Origin of the sequence: Pantoea sp. ANP04 (assembly GCF_041982285.1) — a bacterium.
Classification (GTDB): Bacteria; Pseudomonadota; Gammaproteobacteria; order Enterobacterales; family Enterobacteriaceae; genus Pantoea; species Pantoea eucalypti.
Genome location: NZ_JAUTYS010000003.1, coordinates 408,266 through 424,208 on the forward strand (window position 1 = coordinate 408,266; position 15,943 = coordinate 424,208).

At 54.7% G+C, this 15,943-nt stretch carries 17 protein-coding genes; 9 read left to right on the forward strand and 8 right to left on the reverse strand.

Translation table 11 applies throughout. The annotated features are described in order from the left end of the window. Positions 1-56: 56 nt before the first annotated feature. Both degQ and degS read left to right on the forward strand, forming a co-directional pair. Entirely contained in the window at positions 57-1,430 is a 1,374-nt protein-coding gene (degQ, locus tag Q7C21_RS06710) for a serine endoprotease DegQ (RefSeq protein WP_008925399.1), read from the forward strand. A gap of 89 nt (positions 1,431-1,519) precedes the next feature. Further along, complete coding sequence (degS, locus tag Q7C21_RS06715) at positions 1,520-2,581, forward strand: outer membrane-stress sensor serine endopeptidase DegS (RefSeq protein WP_003848295.1); 1,062 nt, start codon at positions 1,520-1,522, stop codon at positions 2,579-2,581. A gap of 151 nt (positions 2,582-2,732) precedes the next feature. Here degS and epmA read toward each other — a convergent pair whose 3' ends face one another. After that, positions 2,733-3,710, reverse strand: a complete 978-nt coding sequence (gene epmA / locus Q7C21_RS06720; protein ID WP_008925398.1) for an elongation factor P--(R)-beta-lysine ligase — start codon at positions 3,708-3,710, stop codon at positions 2,733-2,735. A 135-nt stretch (positions 3,711-3,845) separates the two neighbouring features. On the opposite strand from epmA, the gene Q7C21_RS06725 reads away from it, so the two are divergent. Further along, positions 3,846-4,370, forward strand: coding sequence for a lipocalin family protein (locus Q7C21_RS06725; RefSeq protein WP_003848298.1), 525 nt, complete (start codon positions 3,846-3,848; stop codon positions 4,368-4,370). Between the two features lie 55 nt (positions 4,371-4,425). Here the strand turns inward: Q7C21_RS06725 and Q7C21_RS06730 are convergent, their stop codons facing one another. From Q7C21_RS06730 to efp, 3 genes are all read right to left on the reverse strand, one after another. Next, positions 4,426-4,560, reverse strand: coding sequence for an entericidin A/B family lipoprotein (locus tag Q7C21_RS06730; protein ID WP_003848302.1), 135 nt, complete (start codon positions 4,558-4,560; stop codon positions 4,426-4,428). Positions 4,561-4,661: 101 nt separating this feature from the next. Beyond that, positions 4,662-4,793 carry an entericidin A/B family lipoprotein gene (locus Q7C21_RS06735; RefSeq protein WP_003848306.1) on the reverse strand — a complete coding sequence of 44 codons (132 nt, stop codon included), beginning with the start codon at positions 4,791-4,793 and terminating at the stop codon, positions 4,662-4,664. 51 nt (positions 4,794-4,844) lie between these two features. After that, complete coding sequence (gene efp, locus Q7C21_RS06740) at positions 4,845-5,411, reverse strand: elongation factor P (protein WP_008925396.1); 567 nt, start codon at positions 5,409-5,411, stop codon at positions 4,845-4,847. Positions 5,412-5,454: 43 nt separating this feature from the next. Here efp and epmB point away from each other — a divergent pair, with 43 nt between their 5' ends. Then, the gene (gene epmB, locus Q7C21_RS06745) at positions 5,455-6,483 is read left to right on the forward strand and encodes an EF-P beta-lysylation protein EpmB (RefSeq protein ID WP_033743098.1); all 1,029 of its coding nucleotides are present in this window, start codon (positions 5,455-5,457) and stop codon (positions 6,481-6,483) included. Positions 6,484-6,536: 53 nt separating this feature from the next. Here epmB and Q7C21_RS06750 read toward each other — a convergent pair whose 3' ends face one another. The 4 genes from Q7C21_RS06750 to Q7C21_RS06765 form a co-directional block, all read right to left on the reverse strand. Next, positions 6,537-6,884 (reverse strand): DUF4156 domain-containing protein, encoded by a 348-nt coding sequence (locus Q7C21_RS06750; protein ID WP_008925394.1) that lies wholly within the window; start codon positions 6,882-6,884, stop codon positions 6,537-6,539. A gap of 323 nt (positions 6,885-7,207) precedes the next feature. Next, a complete protein-coding gene (gene groL, locus Q7C21_RS06755; protein ID WP_008925393.1) occupies positions 7,208-8,857 on the reverse strand; it encodes a chaperonin GroEL in 1,650 nt (549 codons plus the stop codon). Positions 8,858-8,906: 49 nt separating this feature from the next. After that, a complete protein-coding gene (locus Q7C21_RS06760; protein WP_003848316.1) occupies positions 8,907-9,200 on the reverse strand; it encodes a co-chaperone GroES in 294 nt (97 codons plus the stop codon). 229 nt (positions 9,201-9,429) lie between these two features. After that, a complete protein-coding gene (locus Q7C21_RS06765) occupies positions 9,430-9,891 on the reverse strand; it encodes an FxsA family protein (RefSeq protein ID WP_181405311.1) in 462 nt (153 codons plus the stop codon). 328 nt (positions 9,892-10,219) lie between these two features. Between Q7C21_RS06765 and aspA the strand changes: the two genes are divergently transcribed. The 5 genes from aspA (at position 10,220) to Q7C21_RS06790 (ending at position 15,765) form a co-directional block, all read left to right on the forward strand. Next, positions 10,220-11,656: an aspartate ammonia-lyase gene (aspA, locus tag Q7C21_RS06770; protein WP_003848319.1), complete on the forward strand. Its 1,437-nt coding sequence runs from the start codon at positions 10,220-10,222 to the stop codon at positions 11,654-11,656. A gap of 111 nt (positions 11,657-11,767) precedes the next feature. Continuing rightward, complete coding sequence (locus Q7C21_RS06775; protein ID WP_140033734.1) at positions 11,768-13,069, forward strand: anaerobic C4-dicarboxylate transporter; 1,302 nt, start codon at positions 11,768-11,770, stop codon at positions 13,067-13,069. A gap of 64 nt (positions 13,070-13,133) precedes the next feature. After that, positions 13,134-13,448, forward strand: coding sequence for a divalent cation tolerance protein CutA (gene cutA / locus Q7C21_RS06780; protein ID WP_003848322.1), 315 nt, complete (start codon positions 13,134-13,136; stop codon positions 13,446-13,448). Continuing rightward, on the forward strand, positions 13,424-15,124 hold the full coding sequence (locus Q7C21_RS06785) for a protein-disulfide reductase DsbD (RefSeq protein ID WP_154926544.1): 1,701 nt from the start codon (positions 13,424-13,426) through the stop codon (positions 15,122-15,124). The genes cutA and Q7C21_RS06785 overlap by 25 nt, the downstream gene beginning before the upstream one ends. A 62-nt stretch (positions 15,125-15,186) precedes the next feature. Then, positions 15,187-15,765: a transcriptional regulator gene (locus Q7C21_RS06790; RefSeq protein ID WP_375150534.1), complete on the forward strand. Its 579-nt coding sequence runs from the start codon at positions 15,187-15,189 to the stop codon at positions 15,763-15,765. Positions 15,766-15,943: the final 178 nt, after the last annotated feature.

The window sequence follows — 15,943 nt, forward strand, 5'->3', positions numbered from 1 at the left end:
AACGACTGTCACATTGATTAATTCCTCCCACCTTTTGCAGCGAGAGCGTTGTAGCAATGAAAAAACAAGCACGCCTGTTTAGCGCATTAGCCCTGAGTATTGGGATGAGTCTTGCCGCCGCGCCAGACGCGATGGCAACGCTGCCAGCACAAATTGCGGGCCAGCCGCTGCCGAGTCTGGCGCCGATGCTGGAGAAAGTGTTACCCGCCGTGGTCAGTGTTCACGTGGAAGGCACCGATTCAGGTGCACAGGCTCAGGATATTCCTGAACCGCTTAAGCGCTTTTTCGGCCAGATGCCTGGCGGGAATAGCCAGCCTCAACCGTTTGAAGGTCTGGGATCTGGCGTCATTATTGATGCCGCCAAAGGTTACGTACTGACCAACAATCATGTGGTCAACGGTGCTGATAAGATCAGCGTACAGCTTGGCGACGGCAGCGAATATGACGCCAAACTGATCGGCCATGATGAGCAGACCGATATCGCGCTGATTCAGATTCAGGGCGCGAAAAACCTTACGCAGGTGAAAGTTGCGGATTCTGATCAGCTGAAAGTGGGCGACTTCGCGGTGGCGATCGGTAACCCGTTTGGTCTGGGACAGACCGCCACGTCCGGGATTATCTCTGCGCTGGGCCGTAGCGGCCTGAACCTGGAAGGGCTGGAAAACTTTATTCAGACCGATGCTGCGATTAACCGCGGTAACTCAGGCGGTGCGCTGGTCAATCTTAACGGCGAGCTGATCGGTATCAATACCGCTATTCTCGCCTCCAGCGGCGGAAACATCGGTATCGGCTTCGCCATTCCCAGTGATATGGCGATGAACCTCGCGCAGCAGCTGATCAAGTTCGGTGAAGTGAAGCGTGGTCAGCTGGGTATTAAAGGCACTGAAATGACGGCCGATATGGCTAAGGCCTTTAATGTCGATGCGCAGCGCGGTGCCTTTGTTTCTGAAGTCTTACCGCAGTCTGCCGCACAGAAAGCGGGCGTGAAGTCAGGCGATATTATTACGTCCATCAATGATAAGCCGATTACCAGCTTCGCTGAGTTGCGCGTAAAAGTCGGCACCACACCGCCAGGCGAACAGGTCAAACTCGGCCTGCTGCGTGAAGGGAAACCGTTAACGGTTACCGTCACGCTGGAGCAGAGCGCCCAGACTACCGCGAGCGCACAGCTGATGTCCCCTGCGCTTCAGGGCGCAACCCTGAGTGATGGACAGACGAAAACCGGGGATAAAGGCGTGAAGGTCGATACCATCGAGAAAGGCACACCCGCTGAGCAGGTGGGTCTGCAGAAAGATGATGTGATTATCGGTGTTAACCGCAACCGGGTTCAGACCATTGCTGAAATGCGTAAAATACTGGAGGGTAAACCGCCGGTGCTGGCTCTGAATGTAGTGCGTGGCGATGAAAGTATCTATCTGTTGTTGAGATAAACCTCGCATTACGGCGGACACAAGCACGTGTGTGTCCGCCGCTCTCATGCTATTCTCCCCTGCGATCTCCCCTGGCGTGATTTAACACCATGTTTCTTAAACTCTTGCGTGCCGTGGTGCTGGGCCTGATTGTGGCGGGTATTTTGCTCGCAGCACTGCCTGCACTGCGTATGGGCAGCGACGCCCTTTATAACCACGAAAATATTACCGACGAAACGCCCTTTAGCTTCAATCAAGGGGTGCGACGCGCCGTGCCTGCTGTCGTGAACGTTTACAATCGCAGCGCCCACACCAACAACAATCGTGGGATCACTACCCTGGGTTCAGGGGTGATCATGAATGTTAAAGGCTACATCCTTACCAACAAGCATGTTATCAACAATGCTGATCAGATCATCGTGGCGCTGCAGGATGGCCGCTTCTTTGAAGCGACGCTGGTGGGTTCCGATGGAATGACCGACCTGGCGGTTCTCAAGATTACGGCCTCCGGCCTGCCAGTTATCCCGATTAATCCAAACCGTCAGCCGCACATTGGTGATGTGGTGATGGCGATCGGCAATCCTTACAACCTCGGTCAGACGGTGACGCAGGGCATTATCAGCGCCACGGGCCGCGTAGGTCTGAGTTCGTCAGGCCGACAGAACTTCCTGCAGACCGATGCCTCAATCAACCAGGGTAACTCCGGCGGTGCGCTGATTAACTCGCTCGGCGAGCTGATGGGTATTAATACCCTGACCTTTGATAAGAGCAATGATGGTGAAACACCGGAAGGAATTGGTTTCGCCATTCCAACGGTCTTAGCCTCAAAAATCATGGATAAGCTGATTCGTGATGGTCGGGTCATCCGCGGCTATATCGGCATTACCGGGCGTGAGTTACCGCCGCTGCATGGACAGGGCAGCAATCTGGATCGGGTTCAGGGCATCATTGTCAGTGTGGTCACACCAGACGGGCCCGCAGATAAAGCCGGGATTCAGGCCAACGATGTGCTGCTCAGTGTAAACGGCAAGCCGGCCATCTCCGCACAGGAGACGATGGATCAGGTGGCAGAAATTCGCCCGGGTTCAGTGATTGAGGTGCAGGTGCTGCGCAACGATCAGAAACTGACGCTGCCGGTGACCATTCAGGAATTCCCGGACAATAGTAACTAGCTAAAACCGGAGCCAGGTCAGGGATGGCCCAGCTGACCGCAAAGAAGGCCGCCATCCATGGCGGTCGGCCTCGCCATCCTGGCTCGGACGCTTTGCTCTTCATCCGGGCCAACCCTTCCCCACTATTCCGTCACCGTTTGTGAATAACCGATTAGCAGCGATCCACCGGAAACGCGATCACGTCACTCAATGACTCCGCTTTCAACGCCAGCATGATCAGACGATCAACACCCAGCGCGACCCCCGAACAGGCTGGCATACCATGCGCCAGTGCATCCAGCAGATAAGTATCAATGGGATGTACAGGCAGGCCACGCGCCGCACGGCGACGGTTATCCTGCTCGAAGCGCTGACGCTGCTCACGGCTATCGGTCAGTTCACGAAAACCGTTCGCCAGCTCAATGCCCTTGTAATAGACCTCGAAGCGCTCAGCCACACGGTGATCTTCAGTACTGATCTCCGCCAGTGCTGCCTGGCTGGCCGGGAAATGATAAACGAAGCAGGGTTTATCCTGACCAATCTTCGGCTCCACGCCCAGCATAAACAGCAGCATCAGTAAGGTATCGCGATCTTCTTCTGCGCGCGCCAGCTCGCCTTCACCCAGCTTCTCAGCCGCTTCACGTAACTGCGCTTTATCCGCAGACAGCGGGTCCAGCTCCAGATGACGGATAAACGCCTGCTGATAAGAGAGCGACTCTGCGCTGTCACACTCCAGCACCTGCTGCATCAGATCGTCGACTTCATTCATCAGGCGGTACATGTCGTAATGCGGACGATACCACTCCAGCATGGTGAATTCGGGGTTGTGGTGACGTCCCGCCTCTTCATTGCGGAAGCTGCGCGCCATCTGGTAAATCGGGCCACTGCCTGCCGCCAGCAGGCGCTTCATATGGTATTCCGGGCTGGTCATCAGCCAGAGATCGCGCCCCTGCGCCGCACCAGGCCCGACAAAACGCGTCTGGAATGGCACCAGATGGATATCGGTAATCGTTGCCTGACTCATCGCCGGCGTATCCACTTCCAGCACGCCGCGATCGGCAAAGAAACGACGCACTTCAGCTAAAATAGCGGCGCGTTTTAACAAATTGGCGATGGATGCGCTTGGTTGCCAGCTTGCCGTTTCGCTCATGGTGATGACTCCTGATACAAATTAGGGTGGGAAGTCTACCTGCAATGCATGTGGCAAACAATCTCGCGCCCATGCTGCCAATAACAGCGTTTCAGCTTCTATACTTAAGCGGTTAAATCACAAAGGAATCCCACTATGTCTCCATGGAAAACAGTTGTTGCCAGCCTGAGTGCTTTTCTCTCAGTCGCCTGCAGTACCACGCCGCCAAAAAACGTCACGGTCATAGATAACTTCGACAGCCAGCGCTACCTTGGTCAGTGGTATGAGATTGCCCGCCTTAATCACCCTTTTGAGCGTGGCCTTGAACAGGTAACGGCAAACTACAGCCCACGTGAAGATGGCGGTCTGAAAGTAATCAATCGTGGCTACAACGTTAAAAAACAGCGCTGGCAGGAGAGCGTAGGTAAAGCCTATTTCACCGGTGAGCCACAGCGTGCATCCCTGAAGGTCTCTTTCTTTGGCCCCTTCTACGGCGGCTACAACGTTATCGCACTGGATCCCGATTATCGCTATGCGATGGTGTGCGGCCCGAATCGCCACTATCTCTGGATACTGTCACGCACACCGCAGCTGGAGCCGGGCGTTAAAGAGAAACTGGTTGAACAGGCACGTCAGAACGGTTTCCCGGTGGAAGAGTTAATCTGGGTAAAACAGAAATAGTGCAAAAGCTGGCAAGCCGGTACGAAAAGCATTTCGTACCGGTTGGAATAACAGGTTACTTCGTGCTGTTCTGAATCGCCTGGCCACCCGCTTCGACATCTTCACCGACGCCACGTGTTGTATTACACGCCGTCAGCAGAGAAGAGAGCACCAGTACAGAGAAGATTGCGGCAATACTTTTCTTTAACATAACAATGTCCTTTTTGATGGATGTAAAGTACAGCGCTTTAAGCATAGCCGGATTTACGGCAGTTGCTGCTGGCGCGACTCTAAAAAAGACAATCCGTTAGGTCATTTTGCCGCACGGGAAATGGCACCACCTAAGTGGGAGACGTCTTCGCCAAAACCGTGGAATGTGTTGCAGGCGCTTAACGCAGAAGAGACCAGCAACGCGAACGCGATTAATTTTGCCAGCTTGATCATTTTTTTCTCTCAGACAAGAAAAAGGCGCATCCGGAGATGCGCCTGCGAATCTTATTTCACGCGTGACACGTATTCGCCAGAGCGGGTGTCAACTTTGACCACTTCGCCCTCTTGCACGAACAATGGCACTTTCACCACGGCGCCGGTAGACAGCTTGGCTGGCTTGCCGCCAGTACCCGCAGTATCACCTTTCAGGCCGGGATCGGTTTCGATAACTTCAGCTTCGATAAAGTTCGGCGGCTGAACGGCGATCGGGCGACCGTTCCACAGCGTAACGATACACTCAGCGTTATCCTGCAGCCATTTCGCTGCATCGTTTACCGTTTTCTCTTCAACCTGGAACTGCTCAAAGCTTTCCGGGTGCATGAAGTGATAGAACTCACCATCGTTGTACAGGTAGTTCAGGTTGGTATCTACAACGTCTGCGCCTTCGGCGGAGTCGGTAGATTTAAAAGTTTTCTCAACGCGAGAACCCGTCAGCAGGCGACGCATTTTAACGCGTGCGAATGCCTGACCTTTACCCGGTTTAACGAACTCACTGGATTCGATGGCATACGGCTCGCCTTCGAACATGATTTTAAGACCGGGACGGAAATCGTTGCTAGAATAAGTCGCCATGAAGGCCCTCTACGAAAATTGACACTGGTACTAAGCCAAAAAAATGGCACACATTGTAACCCTAAAAACACCTTCCAGAGAAGATTGGTTGCAGCAACTTGCGGATGTTGTCACCGAACCTGATGAATTACTGCGGATTTTAGCCCTGGATCAGCACACCGAGCTGGCTGAAGGTGCGGATGCGCGGCGTCTTTTCGCCTTACGGGTACCGCATGCGTTCATCCGCCGGATGAAAAAAGGCGATGCGCACGACCCACTGCTGCTTCAGGTACTGACCCGTCGCCAGGAATTCATCGATGCGCCAGGTTATAGCACCGATCCGCTCGATGAACAAAGCAACGTTGTGCCTGGATTGCTGCATAAATACCGAAACCGGGCATTATTGCTGGTAAAAGGCGGTTGTGCCGTTAACTGCCGCTACTGCTTCCGCCGTCATTTTCCCTATCAGGATAATCCCGGCAATAAGCGTAGCTGGCAGGCTGCACTGGACTATATCGCCGAACATCCCGAGCTGGATGAGATCATTTTTTCCGGCGGCGATCCTCTGATGGCCAAAGATCATGAGCTCGCCTGGCTGATCGCCGCGCTGGAACAGATCCCGCATCTCAAACGTCTGCGCATTCACAGCCGCTTACCGGTCGTTATACCGGCGCGTATTACCGAACAGCTCTGTCAGATGCTAAGCGATACCCGACTGCAGGTGATTATGGTGACGCATATTAACCATGCGCAGGAGATTGATGAGGCGCTGCGTGAGTCGATGATCAGGCTGAAGCGTGCCGGTGTGACCCTGCTGAATCAGAGCGTGCTGCTGCGTGGCATCAACGATAATGCCCAGACGCTGGCTACCCTGAGCAATGCGCTGTTTGATGCCGGTATTCTGCCCTACTATCTGCACGTGCTGGACAAAGTCCAGGGCGCCGCGCATTTTTTTGTCTCAGACGACGAGGCACGCCAGCTGGTTCGGTCCCTGTTGTCACAGGTCTCCGGCTATCTGGTGCCAAAGCTGGCGCGTGAAATCGGCGGTGAGCCGAGTAAAACACCGTTAGATTTGCAGTTACGTCAGGAATAAAAACGGCCAGCGCAAGGCTGGCCGGTTGAATACGGTAGGATGCCCGACTCACACTATGGGCACTTATAAACCTGGCCAGTCATTTTGCTGTCGAGTGGCGCGAACGCGGACAACAGATTCTGCGTCGGGCTGGTGGCACCATAAATCACGTTGCCGCCCATCTCGGCTGCACGATTGCGCAGATCATTGGCCGCACCACGCAGTGCGCTGGTTTCACCGCCTGCACCGCTCAGCCAGTTGCTCTGTGAGCCGGTGATATTGCCCAGAAGCTGACAGTTATTGCCAGGCTGCTGATCGGTAAACGTCACACGCTGCCCCGCTGAAGAGAGTTGCGTAGAGCTGCTGCAGCCCGCCAGCAATAACGCGCCAGCCGTCAGTCCGAGCAAGAGGTTAATCCGCATTGTAATCCCCATTTATTATCATCAGAGTCGGGTGGCAGCGTAGCAGAAAAAGATCTCTTTTTTCTGAACATTCATTGCCTTAATCCCATTATATCATCTTCATATTTCATACTGTATTCAGGCCAGCAGAGTGGCGCGTCCCGGTAACTTACGATAATAAGTCCATCCGGCGAGGCGGCAGCAGTCAGCGTGCAGACAGCGGAAGATATCAAGAGGAAAGACGAACGATTGCGACACTACTTATACTATTTTCCCGCCCAAAAGAAAAACCCCCGACCGTTTCCGATCGGGGGTTCTGTGATGACTTAAGCAGTCAACGGCAATTACATCATGCCGCCCATACCGCCCATGCCACCCATACCGCCAGCGCCGCCGCCTAAATCAGGTGCGTCGCCTTTAGGCATGTCAGTGACCATACATTCGGTGGTGATCATCAGACCTGCAACTGAGGCCGCGTACTGCAGAGCAGAACGGGTCACTTTGGTTGGGTCCAGGATACCGAAGTCGATCATGTTGCCATACTCTTCAGTCTGCGCGTTGTAACCGTAGTTACCGTCGCCCGCTTTCACGTTGTTAGCAACAACAGATGGCTCTTCACCGGCGTTAGACACGATCTGACGCAGTGGAGATTCCATCGCGCGCAGCGCAACTTTGATACCGACGTTCTGATCTTCGTTCTGACCACGCAGATCCGCCAGCTGTGCTGCAACGCGAACCAGCGCCACACCACCACCTGCAACCACGCCTTCTTCTACAGCAGCACGGGTTGCGTGCAGCGCATCTTCAACGCGGGCTTTCTTCTCTTTCATTTCAACTTCAGTTGCTGCGCCTACTTTCAGAACGGCTACGCCGCCTGCCAGTTTCGCTACGCGCTCCTGCAGTTTTTCTTTGTCGTAGTCAGAGGTTGCTTCTTCGATCTGCTGACGAATCTGGGTGACACGGCCCTGGATTGTCGCTTCTTCACCCACACCGTCGATGATGGTGGTGGTGTCTTTGTTGATCACAACGCGTTTAGCCTGGCCCAGATCTTCCAGAGCCGCTTTTTCCAGCTCCATACCGATTTCTTCAGAGATCACGGTACCACCGGTCAGGATAGCGATATCCTGCAGCATCGCTTTACGACGGTCGCCGAAGCCTGGTGCTTTCACAGCAGCCACTTTCACGATGCCACGCATGGTGTTAACCACCAGCGTTGCCAGCGCTTCGCCTTCAACATCTTCCGCGATGATCAGCAGTGGTTTGCCTGCTTTCGCAACGGCTTCCAGCACTGGCAGCATTTCACGGATGTTAGAAATTTTCTTGTCAGCCAGCAGGATGAACGGAGATTCCAGTTCAATCGCACCGGTTTCTGGCTTGTTGATGAAGTAAGGAGAGAGGTAGCCGCGATCAAACTGCATACCTTCAACCACATCCAGCTCATCCTGCAGGCCGGTGCCTTCTTCAACGGTGATCACGCCTTCTTTACCGACTTTTTCCATCGCCTGAGCAATCAGCTGGCCTACGGTTTCATCGGAGTTAGCAGAGATCGTACCCACCTGCGCAATGGCTTTAGAGTCTGAGCAAGGCACAGACAGCGCTTTCAGTTTCTCAACAGCAGCGATAACCGCCTGGTCGATACCGCGCTTCAGATCCATCGGGTTCATACCCGCTGCGACCGCTTTCAGGCCTTCGGTGATGATAGACTGAGCCAGTACGGTTGCAGTGGTGGTACCGTCGCCTGCAGCGTCGTTCGCTTTAGAGGCCACTTCTTTCACCATCTGCGCGCCCATGTTCTCGAACTTGTCTTCCAGCTCGATTTCACGTGCCACAGAAACACCATCTTTAGTGATGGTCGGTGCACCAAAAGATTTATCCAGAACCACGTTACGGCCTTTCGGGCCCAGGGTAACTTTTACTGCATCTGCCAGTACGTTCACGCCACGCAGCATTTTTACGCGTGCGTCATTACCGAATTTTACGTCTTTAGCTGCCATCTTTAAATATCCCTTAAATTCGTTTCGTTCAGTGAATTACGCGTAAAAATTACGCTTCAACAACGGCCAGAATGTCGCTCTCAGAGATGATAAGCACCTCTTCGTTGTCGATTTTCTCGGTTTTAGCACCGTAACCTTCATTGAAGATCACGACGTCACCAACCTTCACGTCCAGCGGCTTAACGTCGCCACTCTCAAGGATGCGACCATTGCCGACAGCCAGAACTTCACCACGGGTGGATTTACCGGCTGCAGAACCGGTCAGCACGATGCCGCCAGCTGATTTAGCTTCAACTTCTTTACGCTTGACGATGACGCGATCGTGCAATGGACGAATTTTCATTTGATAGCTCTCCTTTGAGAAGTCCAATCATTCAGTTTTGGGGTTGAACACCGGGCTGCATGGCTTCCGGCCTCGTGACCAGAGAGATAGGGCCGCCACCACCCACTTTCAAGGGGGCGGACAACAAATTTTTTTATCCGGATGTGATAAGTGGTGACTTTTTAAACAAATGATGGGGTAAATAAAAAACGCAACCCGGAGGTTGCGCTTTCAGAGGCTTAAACTGCGGTTAACGATCCTTGTGATCGTCATGGTGCTCAAGGCGATCGCTATTTTTACGCTCGAACTCGCCATCCATGGTATAGCCGCTGTCAGGGCCGGCACCCGGTCCGCGCCAGACGCGCAGATGGGGCATCAGTTTCAGCGTCAGATGCTTCTGCACCGGTGGCAGCAACAGCAACAGACCCAGCAGATCAGTGAAGAAGCCAGGCAACAGCAGCAGGAAGCCCGCGATGATCAGTGACACGCTTTTTATCATCTCACTGGCCGGGCTTTCATTACGCGCCAGCTTCTCCTGCATCAGCATAAAGTTCTTCATGCCCTGATTTTTGACCAGCGACACCCCGATGCACGAGGTGAACACCACCAGAAGCATGGTAAGCAGCACGCCCATGACGTGTGCCACCTGAATGAAGAGTGAAATCTCTATCCAGGCCAGAATAAAAAAGACTAATAACGGTATCCAGCGCACCGTACTCTCCTGTAAGTAGGGGCTGAACGGCAGCGTGCCGGTCAGCAGAAAGCATTCATCCTGAGGATGATAAGAAAAGAGATGGGCACCCGCGCCGCCATTTTCAACCGATCGTATCAAATTTATCCTGCGGGGTTAATTTTGTAACCAACTTCACATATCGTTAACCAGACTGCAGCATTAAGTGATCTGCATGCGTGCTTTTCTTAAGCATCAGAATATGATCGCACACGCCCCTTTGAAGACGGATAATATGTCGGCACGGGCACACCACGACAAAATAAACACATCCTTTGTGATGGTTAGCGGCAACAATAAGAAGGTTATCATGGCGAACAACATTCGTATCGAAGAAGACCTGTTAGGCATGCGCGAAGTTCCGGCGGATGCCTACTATGGCGTTCATACTCTGCGTGCGATTGAGAACTTTTATATCAGCAACAGCAAAATCAGTGACATTCCTGAATTTGTCCGCGGCATGGTGATGGTCAAAAAAGCAGCGGCGATGGCCAATAAAGAGCTGCAGACTATTCCGCGCAACATTGCCGATACCATCATTAAGGCCTGCGACGAAGTGCTGAACAACGGCCGCTGTATGGACCAGTTCCCTGTTGATGTCTATCAGGGCGGTGCCGGAACCTCGGTCAACATGAACACCAATGAGGTGCTGGCGAACATCGGCCTGGAGCTGATGGGCCACCAGAAAGGGGAATATCAGTACCTCAACCCCAACGATCATGTGAACAAATGCCAGTCTACCAACGACGCCTATCCAACCGGTTTCCGCATCGCGGTCTACAGCTCTCTGCTGAAACTGCTTGATGGCATCAGCCAGCTGGCCGAAGGCTTCCAGCACAAAGCTGATGAATTCCAGACCATCCTGAAAATGGGCCGCACCCAGTTACAGGACGCCGTGCCGATGACACTTGGTCAGGAGTTTCACGCGTTCAGCGTGCTGCTGAACGAAGAAACCAAAAGTATTCTGCGCACCGCTGAACTGCTGCTGGAAGTAAACCTGGGCGCGACCGCCATCGGTACCCGCCTCAATACGCCGGATGGCTATCAGCATCTGGCTGTACAGCGTCTGGCGGAAGTCAGCAACCTGCCAGTAGTACCGGCGGAAGATCTGATTGAAGCCACTTCTGACTGCGGCGCTTATGTGATGGTCCATTCGTCACTCAAACGTCTGGCCGTGAAGCTCTCCAAAATCTGTAACGACCTGCGCCTGCTCTCCTCCGGTCCGCGCGCGGGTCTGAACGAAATCAATCTGCCAGAGCTGCAGGCAGGCTCCTCCATCATGCCAGCCAAGGTCAATCCGGTAGTACCGGAAGTGGTAAACCAGGTTTGCTTTAAAGTGATTGGCAATGACATCACCGTCACGATGGCCTCTGAAGCGGGTCAGTTACAGCTCAACGTGATGGAGCCGGTCATTGGCCAGGCGCTGTTTGAGTCAATCAGCATCCTGACTAACGCCTGCTACAACCTGCTGGAGAAGTGCGTCAACGGCATTACCGCCAACCGCGCAGTGTGCGAAGCCTATGTCTTTAACTCGATTGGTATCGTCACTTACCTCAACCCTTACATCGGCCACCACAACGGCGACATCGTCGGCAAAATCTGTGCGGAAACCGGTAAAAGCGTGCGCGAGGTCGTGCTGGAGCGTGGTCTGCTGACGGAAAGTGAGCTGGACGATATCTTCTCGGTACAGAACCTGATGTACCCGGTTTATAAAGCCAAACGTTATACCGATGAAAACGAACAGTAAGGCTTAACCGACGCTGGTTAACCAAAGGCACACCGCGATCAAAACGGTGTGCCTTTTTTTTTGGTACACAGCACACCCCGGTTTTACCGATTTAATGTTCAGGAGTGATTCATGTTTGTGGTTGAGCTGATTATCGTCTTGATGGCGATCTGGTTGGGCGCACGTCTTGGCGGCATTGGCATTGGCTTTGCTGGCGGGATGGGCGTGTTGATCCTGACGCTGGGATTTGGCATGGCACCCGGCGCTATCCCGTTCGATGTGATTGAAATCATCATGGCGGTGATCGCGGCTATCGCTGCGATGCAGGTGGCGGGCGGCATGGATTATCTCGTCAGCCTGGCTGAACGCCTGCTGCGGCGTCATCCGCGCCATGTTACGTTGCTGGCCCCGCTGGTCACCTACCTGATGACGCTGCTGGCCGGTACGGGTCATACCGCGTTCTCGACGCTGCCAGTGATTGCGGAAGTGGCGAAGGAGCAAGGCGTACGCCCATCCCGGCCACTGTCGATTGCGGTAGTGGCTTCACAAATAGCGATTACTGCGTCACCGATTTCAGCCGCCGTGGTCTTCTTCGCCACACTGCTTGAACCGCGCGGTATCGGCTATATCACCCTGCTGGCGATTGCCATCCCCTCAACCATGGTGGGTCTCTTCCTGGCCGCGCTGGTGACTAACTTCTTAGGCCGTGAGCTGAAAGATGATGAGGTTTATCAGGCCCGCCTCGCCAAAGGCGAAGTCACGCTGCGTGGCGCCAGCCGTTACCAGGCAAAACCGGGCGCGAAAAAATCGGTGCTGCTGTTTCTGACGGGCATTGTGGCTGTGGTGCTCTATGCCACCGCAACCAGCGGCAGCGTCGGGTTGATCGTCAATCCACCGCTGCCGCGCAATGAAGCGATTGTGGTGTTTATGCTGACCATCGCCACACTCATCAGCCTGACCTGCAAACTCGACACCAGTGAGATCCTCAGTGCCAGCACCTTTAAATCCGGCATGAGCGCCTGTATCTGCGTAATGGGCGTCGCCTGGCTGGGTGATACCTTTGTAAAAGCGCATCTGGCCGAGATTCAGATGCTGGCTGGTGATACGCTAAAAACCTATCCATGGATGCTGGCACTGGTGCTCTTCTTCGCCTCGATGCTGCTCTATTCGCAGGCCGCCACCACCAAAGCCCTGATGCCCGCCGCGCTGCTGCTGGGCGTGACGCCGCTGACGGCCATCGCCTCCTTCGCCGCGGTTTCGGCGCTGTTTGTGCTGCCGACCTACCCGACCCTGCTGGCCGCCGTTGAGATGGATGACACGGGCTCAACCCGGATTGGCAAGTTTGTCTTTAACCATGCCTTTATCATTCCCGGAGTAATTGCCATTGCGCTGTCGGTGCTCTCTGGCTTCGTCTTCGGTGGGTTGCTGTTATAGCCCGCTCATCGTGTTACGGATGGAGCGTGCTATCATCGCCGCTCTTTTAAACAGGAGTCTCAGGATGAATGCTGTCGTTATCCTCTGCACTGCGCCTGATCAGGCCACGGCAGACCATCTTGCCGCCTTAGCGCTGGAGGCCAGACTGGCAGCCTGCGTGACACTGCTGCCGGGTGCCACATCCTGGTATCTCTGGCAGGGCAAAATGGAGAAGAGCAGCGAAATCCAGATGCTGCTGAAGTGCGACAGCGATCATCAGCAGGCGCTGTGTGAATTGCTTAAAGAAGCACACCCTTACGATGTCCCCGAATTGCTGGCGCTGCCGGTTCAACATGGAGATAGTGAATACTTGTCATGGCTGCACGCATCTCTCGCTTAATTACGCTTCTGCTGACGCTGTTTATCTGTCTGCAGGCGCACGCATCCCTCTTTTCTAATCCGGCGACCAGCCGCTTTGTGCCCGTTGATCAGGCGTTTACGTTTGACTTCGACCAGCAGGGCGCTCAGCTTAATCTGCACTGGAAAGTGAAATCGGGCTATTACCTCTATCGCCAGCAAATCCACATCACGCCGCAGAACGCGACCCTCGCGCCGCTGACGCTACCGGCTGGTCAGCCGCATGAGGATGAATTCTTTGGCAAAAGTGAGATCTATCCGCAGGACCTGACGCTGCCTGTGATACTGCAACAGGCGGGCACCGGTGCCACACTCAGCGTGACATATCAGGGTTGTGCCGCCGCCGGGTTCTGTTATCCCCCCGAGACGCGCAGCGTACCGGTGAGTGCGGTAGCAGCCAGCAGCGCACCTGCGCCGGTCAGTGCACAGCCCACGCCCGCTAATCCGCTGCCCTTTTCCCCGCTCTGGGCGCTGCTGATCGGCATCGGCGTGGCATTTACGCCCTGTGTGCTGCCGATGTATCCGCTGATCTCCGGCATTATCCTGGGCGGAAATCGCCACTATTCGCTGGGCCGGCTATTTGCGCTGGCGATGGTTTATGTTCAGGGAATGGCGCTGACCTATACGCTGCTGGGCCTGGTGGTCGCGGCCGCGGGCCTGCGCTTCCAGGCCGCGTTGCAGCACCCATATGTGCTGTTGACGCTCTCCGTGCTGTTTATCGTGCTGGCCCTGTCGATGTTCGGCCTGTTTACGCTGCAACTGCCCTCGAGCCTGCAAACCCGTCTGACACTGTGGAGCAATCGTCAGCAGGGGGGATCGCTGCCCGGCGTCTTTCTGATGGGCGCGCTGGCCGGCTTGATCTGCTCGCCCTGCACCACTGCCCCGCTTAGCGCTATTTTGCTTTATATCGCGCAGAGCGGAAATCTTTGGGCCGGTGCCGGGACGCTGTGGCTCTACGCGGTCGGCATGGGATTACCGCTGATCGCTGTAACCCTGTCTGGAAATCGACTGCTGCCGAAAAGCGGTCCGTGGATGCAAACCGTCAAAGAGGGCTTTGGTTTTGTCATCCTGGCGTTGCCAGTCTTCCTGCTGGAACGGGTACTGGGCGACGTGTGGGGATTGCGACTCTGGAGTCTGCTTGGCGTGGCGTTCTTTGGCTGGGCGTTCAGCGTCAGCCTGCGTGCCAGCAGCGGTAAGTGGCGCGTGGTGCAGATTGTCATGCTGGCTGCGGCGTTAATCAGCGCACGTCCGTTACAGGACTGGGCATTTGGCGGTCAGGCGGTACAGCATGCTGTGGCACCGCTGCCGTTCCAGTCCCTCCAGACGCCGCAACAACTCGATAGCGCGCTGCAGCAGGCACATGGTCGCATCACTATGGTCGATCTCTACGCAGACTGGTGCGTCGCCTGCAAGGAGTTTGAAAAATATACCTTTAGTGATAGCGCCGTGCGCGATAGCCTGAGCAAGGTACAGCTACTACAGGCTAACGTCACAGCCAACAGCGCCAGCGACAACGCGCTGTTGCAGCACCTTCGGGTGCTGGGCTTACCGACCATTTTGTTCTTTGATGCGCATGGCCGTGAAATCCCCGACTCGCGCATCACCGGGTTTCTCAATGCCGCCGATTTCCAGGCGCATTTGCAGAAACTTACCCCATAAACAACACTGGACAGGTCATTGCCCGGCGAAATTGCCGGGCCTGCATACCAGAGGAGAGTCACTTGCAGCGTGAACAGATACTCGAGCATGCATTGAATGTGCTTGAACAGAACGGCCTCGCCGCCACCCTCTCATTGGAAACCCTGGCGGGAGAGACTGAATTAACGCTTGATCGGCTTCAGCAGTTCTGGCCCGATCGCGACGCGCTGCTTTATGATGCGCTCCGCTATCACGGCCAGCAGATTGAAACCTGGCGCCGTCAGATTCTGCTGGATGAATCTCTGTCGCCGGATCAGAAACTGATGGCACGCTATGAAGTCCTGAGTGAGCAGGTCAGCAAAGGCCGTTTCCCGGGCTGCCTGTTTATCGCCGCCTGTAGCTTCTACCCTCAGCCCGATCAGCCCATCCATCAACTGGCCGAGCAGCAAAAACGCGGCTCATGGCAGTTCACCCATGACATTCTGGTGCAACAGGAGCTGGATAACCCAGGTATGGTGGCCGATCAGATGGAACTGATCTTTGAAGGTTGTCTGAGCAGGCTACTGGTGAAGCGTAATGTGCAGGATGTCGCCACCGCTCAGCGGCTGGCGGAGGATGTCTACAGCATCGCGCTGTGCCGCAAAAATGGCGCGCTGGCCTGAGGTTTTACCTGCTTTGACTGAAATTCAGGCAATCAGTCACGTTTCCTGGGGTTTTTTAGTGAAAGCCGTTGACGACCCGCGGCCTTTACGGTTTAATGCGCCCCGTTGCCCGAATAGCTCAGTCGGTAGAGCAGGGGATTGAAAATCCCCGTGTCCCTGGTTCGATTCCGGGTTCGGG

What these genes read in the sequence shown, in the direction of transcription:
- aspA (WP_003848319.1), top strand. Translation starts at nt 10,220, where the DNA reads ATGGCGAACAACATTCGTATCGAAGAAGACCTGTTAGGCATGCGCGAA.
- degS (WP_003848295.1), top strand. Translation starts at nt 1,520, where the DNA reads ATGTTTCTTAAACTCTTGCGTGCCGTGGTGCTGGGCCTGATTGTGGCG.
- degQ (WP_008925399.1), top strand. Translation starts at nt 57, where the DNA reads ATGAAAAAACAAGCACGCCTGTTTAGCGCATTAGCCCTGAGTATTGGG.
- Q7C21_RS06750 (WP_008925394.1), bottom strand. Translation starts at nt 6,884, where the DNA reads ATGCGGATTAACCTCTTGCTCGGACTGACGGCTGGCGCGTTATTGCTG.
- groL (WP_008925393.1), bottom strand. Translation starts at nt 8,857, where the DNA reads ATGGCAGCTAAAGACGTAAAATTCGGTAATGACGCACGCGTAAAAATG.
- epmA (WP_008925398.1), bottom strand. Translation starts at nt 3,710, where the DNA reads ATGAGCGAAACGGCAAGCTGGCAACCAAGCGCATCCATCGCCAATTTG.
- efp (WP_008925396.1), bottom strand. Translation starts at nt 5,411, where the DNA reads ATGGCGACTTATTCTAGCAACGATTTCCGTCCCGGTCTTAAAATCATG.
- cutA (WP_003848322.1), top strand. Translation starts at nt 13,134, where the DNA reads ATGAATGCTGTCGTTATCCTCTGCACTGCGCCTGATCAGGCCACGGCA.
- epmB (WP_033743098.1), top strand. Translation starts at nt 5,455, where the DNA reads ATGGCACACATTGTAACCCTAAAAACACCTTCCAGAGAAGATTGGTTG.
- Q7C21_RS06775 (WP_140033734.1), top strand. Translation starts at nt 11,768, where the DNA reads ATGTTTGTGGTTGAGCTGATTATCGTCTTGATGGCGATCTGGTTGGGC.
- Q7C21_RS06785 (WP_154926544.1), top strand. Translation starts at nt 13,424, where the DNA reads ATGGCTGCACGCATCTCTCGCTTAATTACGCTTCTGCTGACGCTGTTT.
- Q7C21_RS06760 (WP_003848316.1), bottom strand. Translation starts at nt 9,200, where the DNA reads ATGAAAATTCGTCCATTGCACGATCGCGTCATCGTCAAGCGTAAAGAA.
- Q7C21_RS06735 (WP_003848306.1), bottom strand. Translation starts at nt 4,793, where the DNA reads ATGATCAAGCTGGCAAAATTAATCGCGTTCGCGTTGCTGGTCTCTTCT.
- Q7C21_RS06725 (WP_003848298.1), top strand. Translation starts at nt 3,846, where the DNA reads ATGTCTCCATGGAAAACAGTTGTTGCCAGCCTGAGTGCTTTTCTCTCA.
- Q7C21_RS06730 (WP_003848302.1), bottom strand. Translation starts at nt 4,560, where the DNA reads ATGTTAAAGAAAAGTATTGCCGCAATCTTCTCTGTACTGGTGCTCTCT.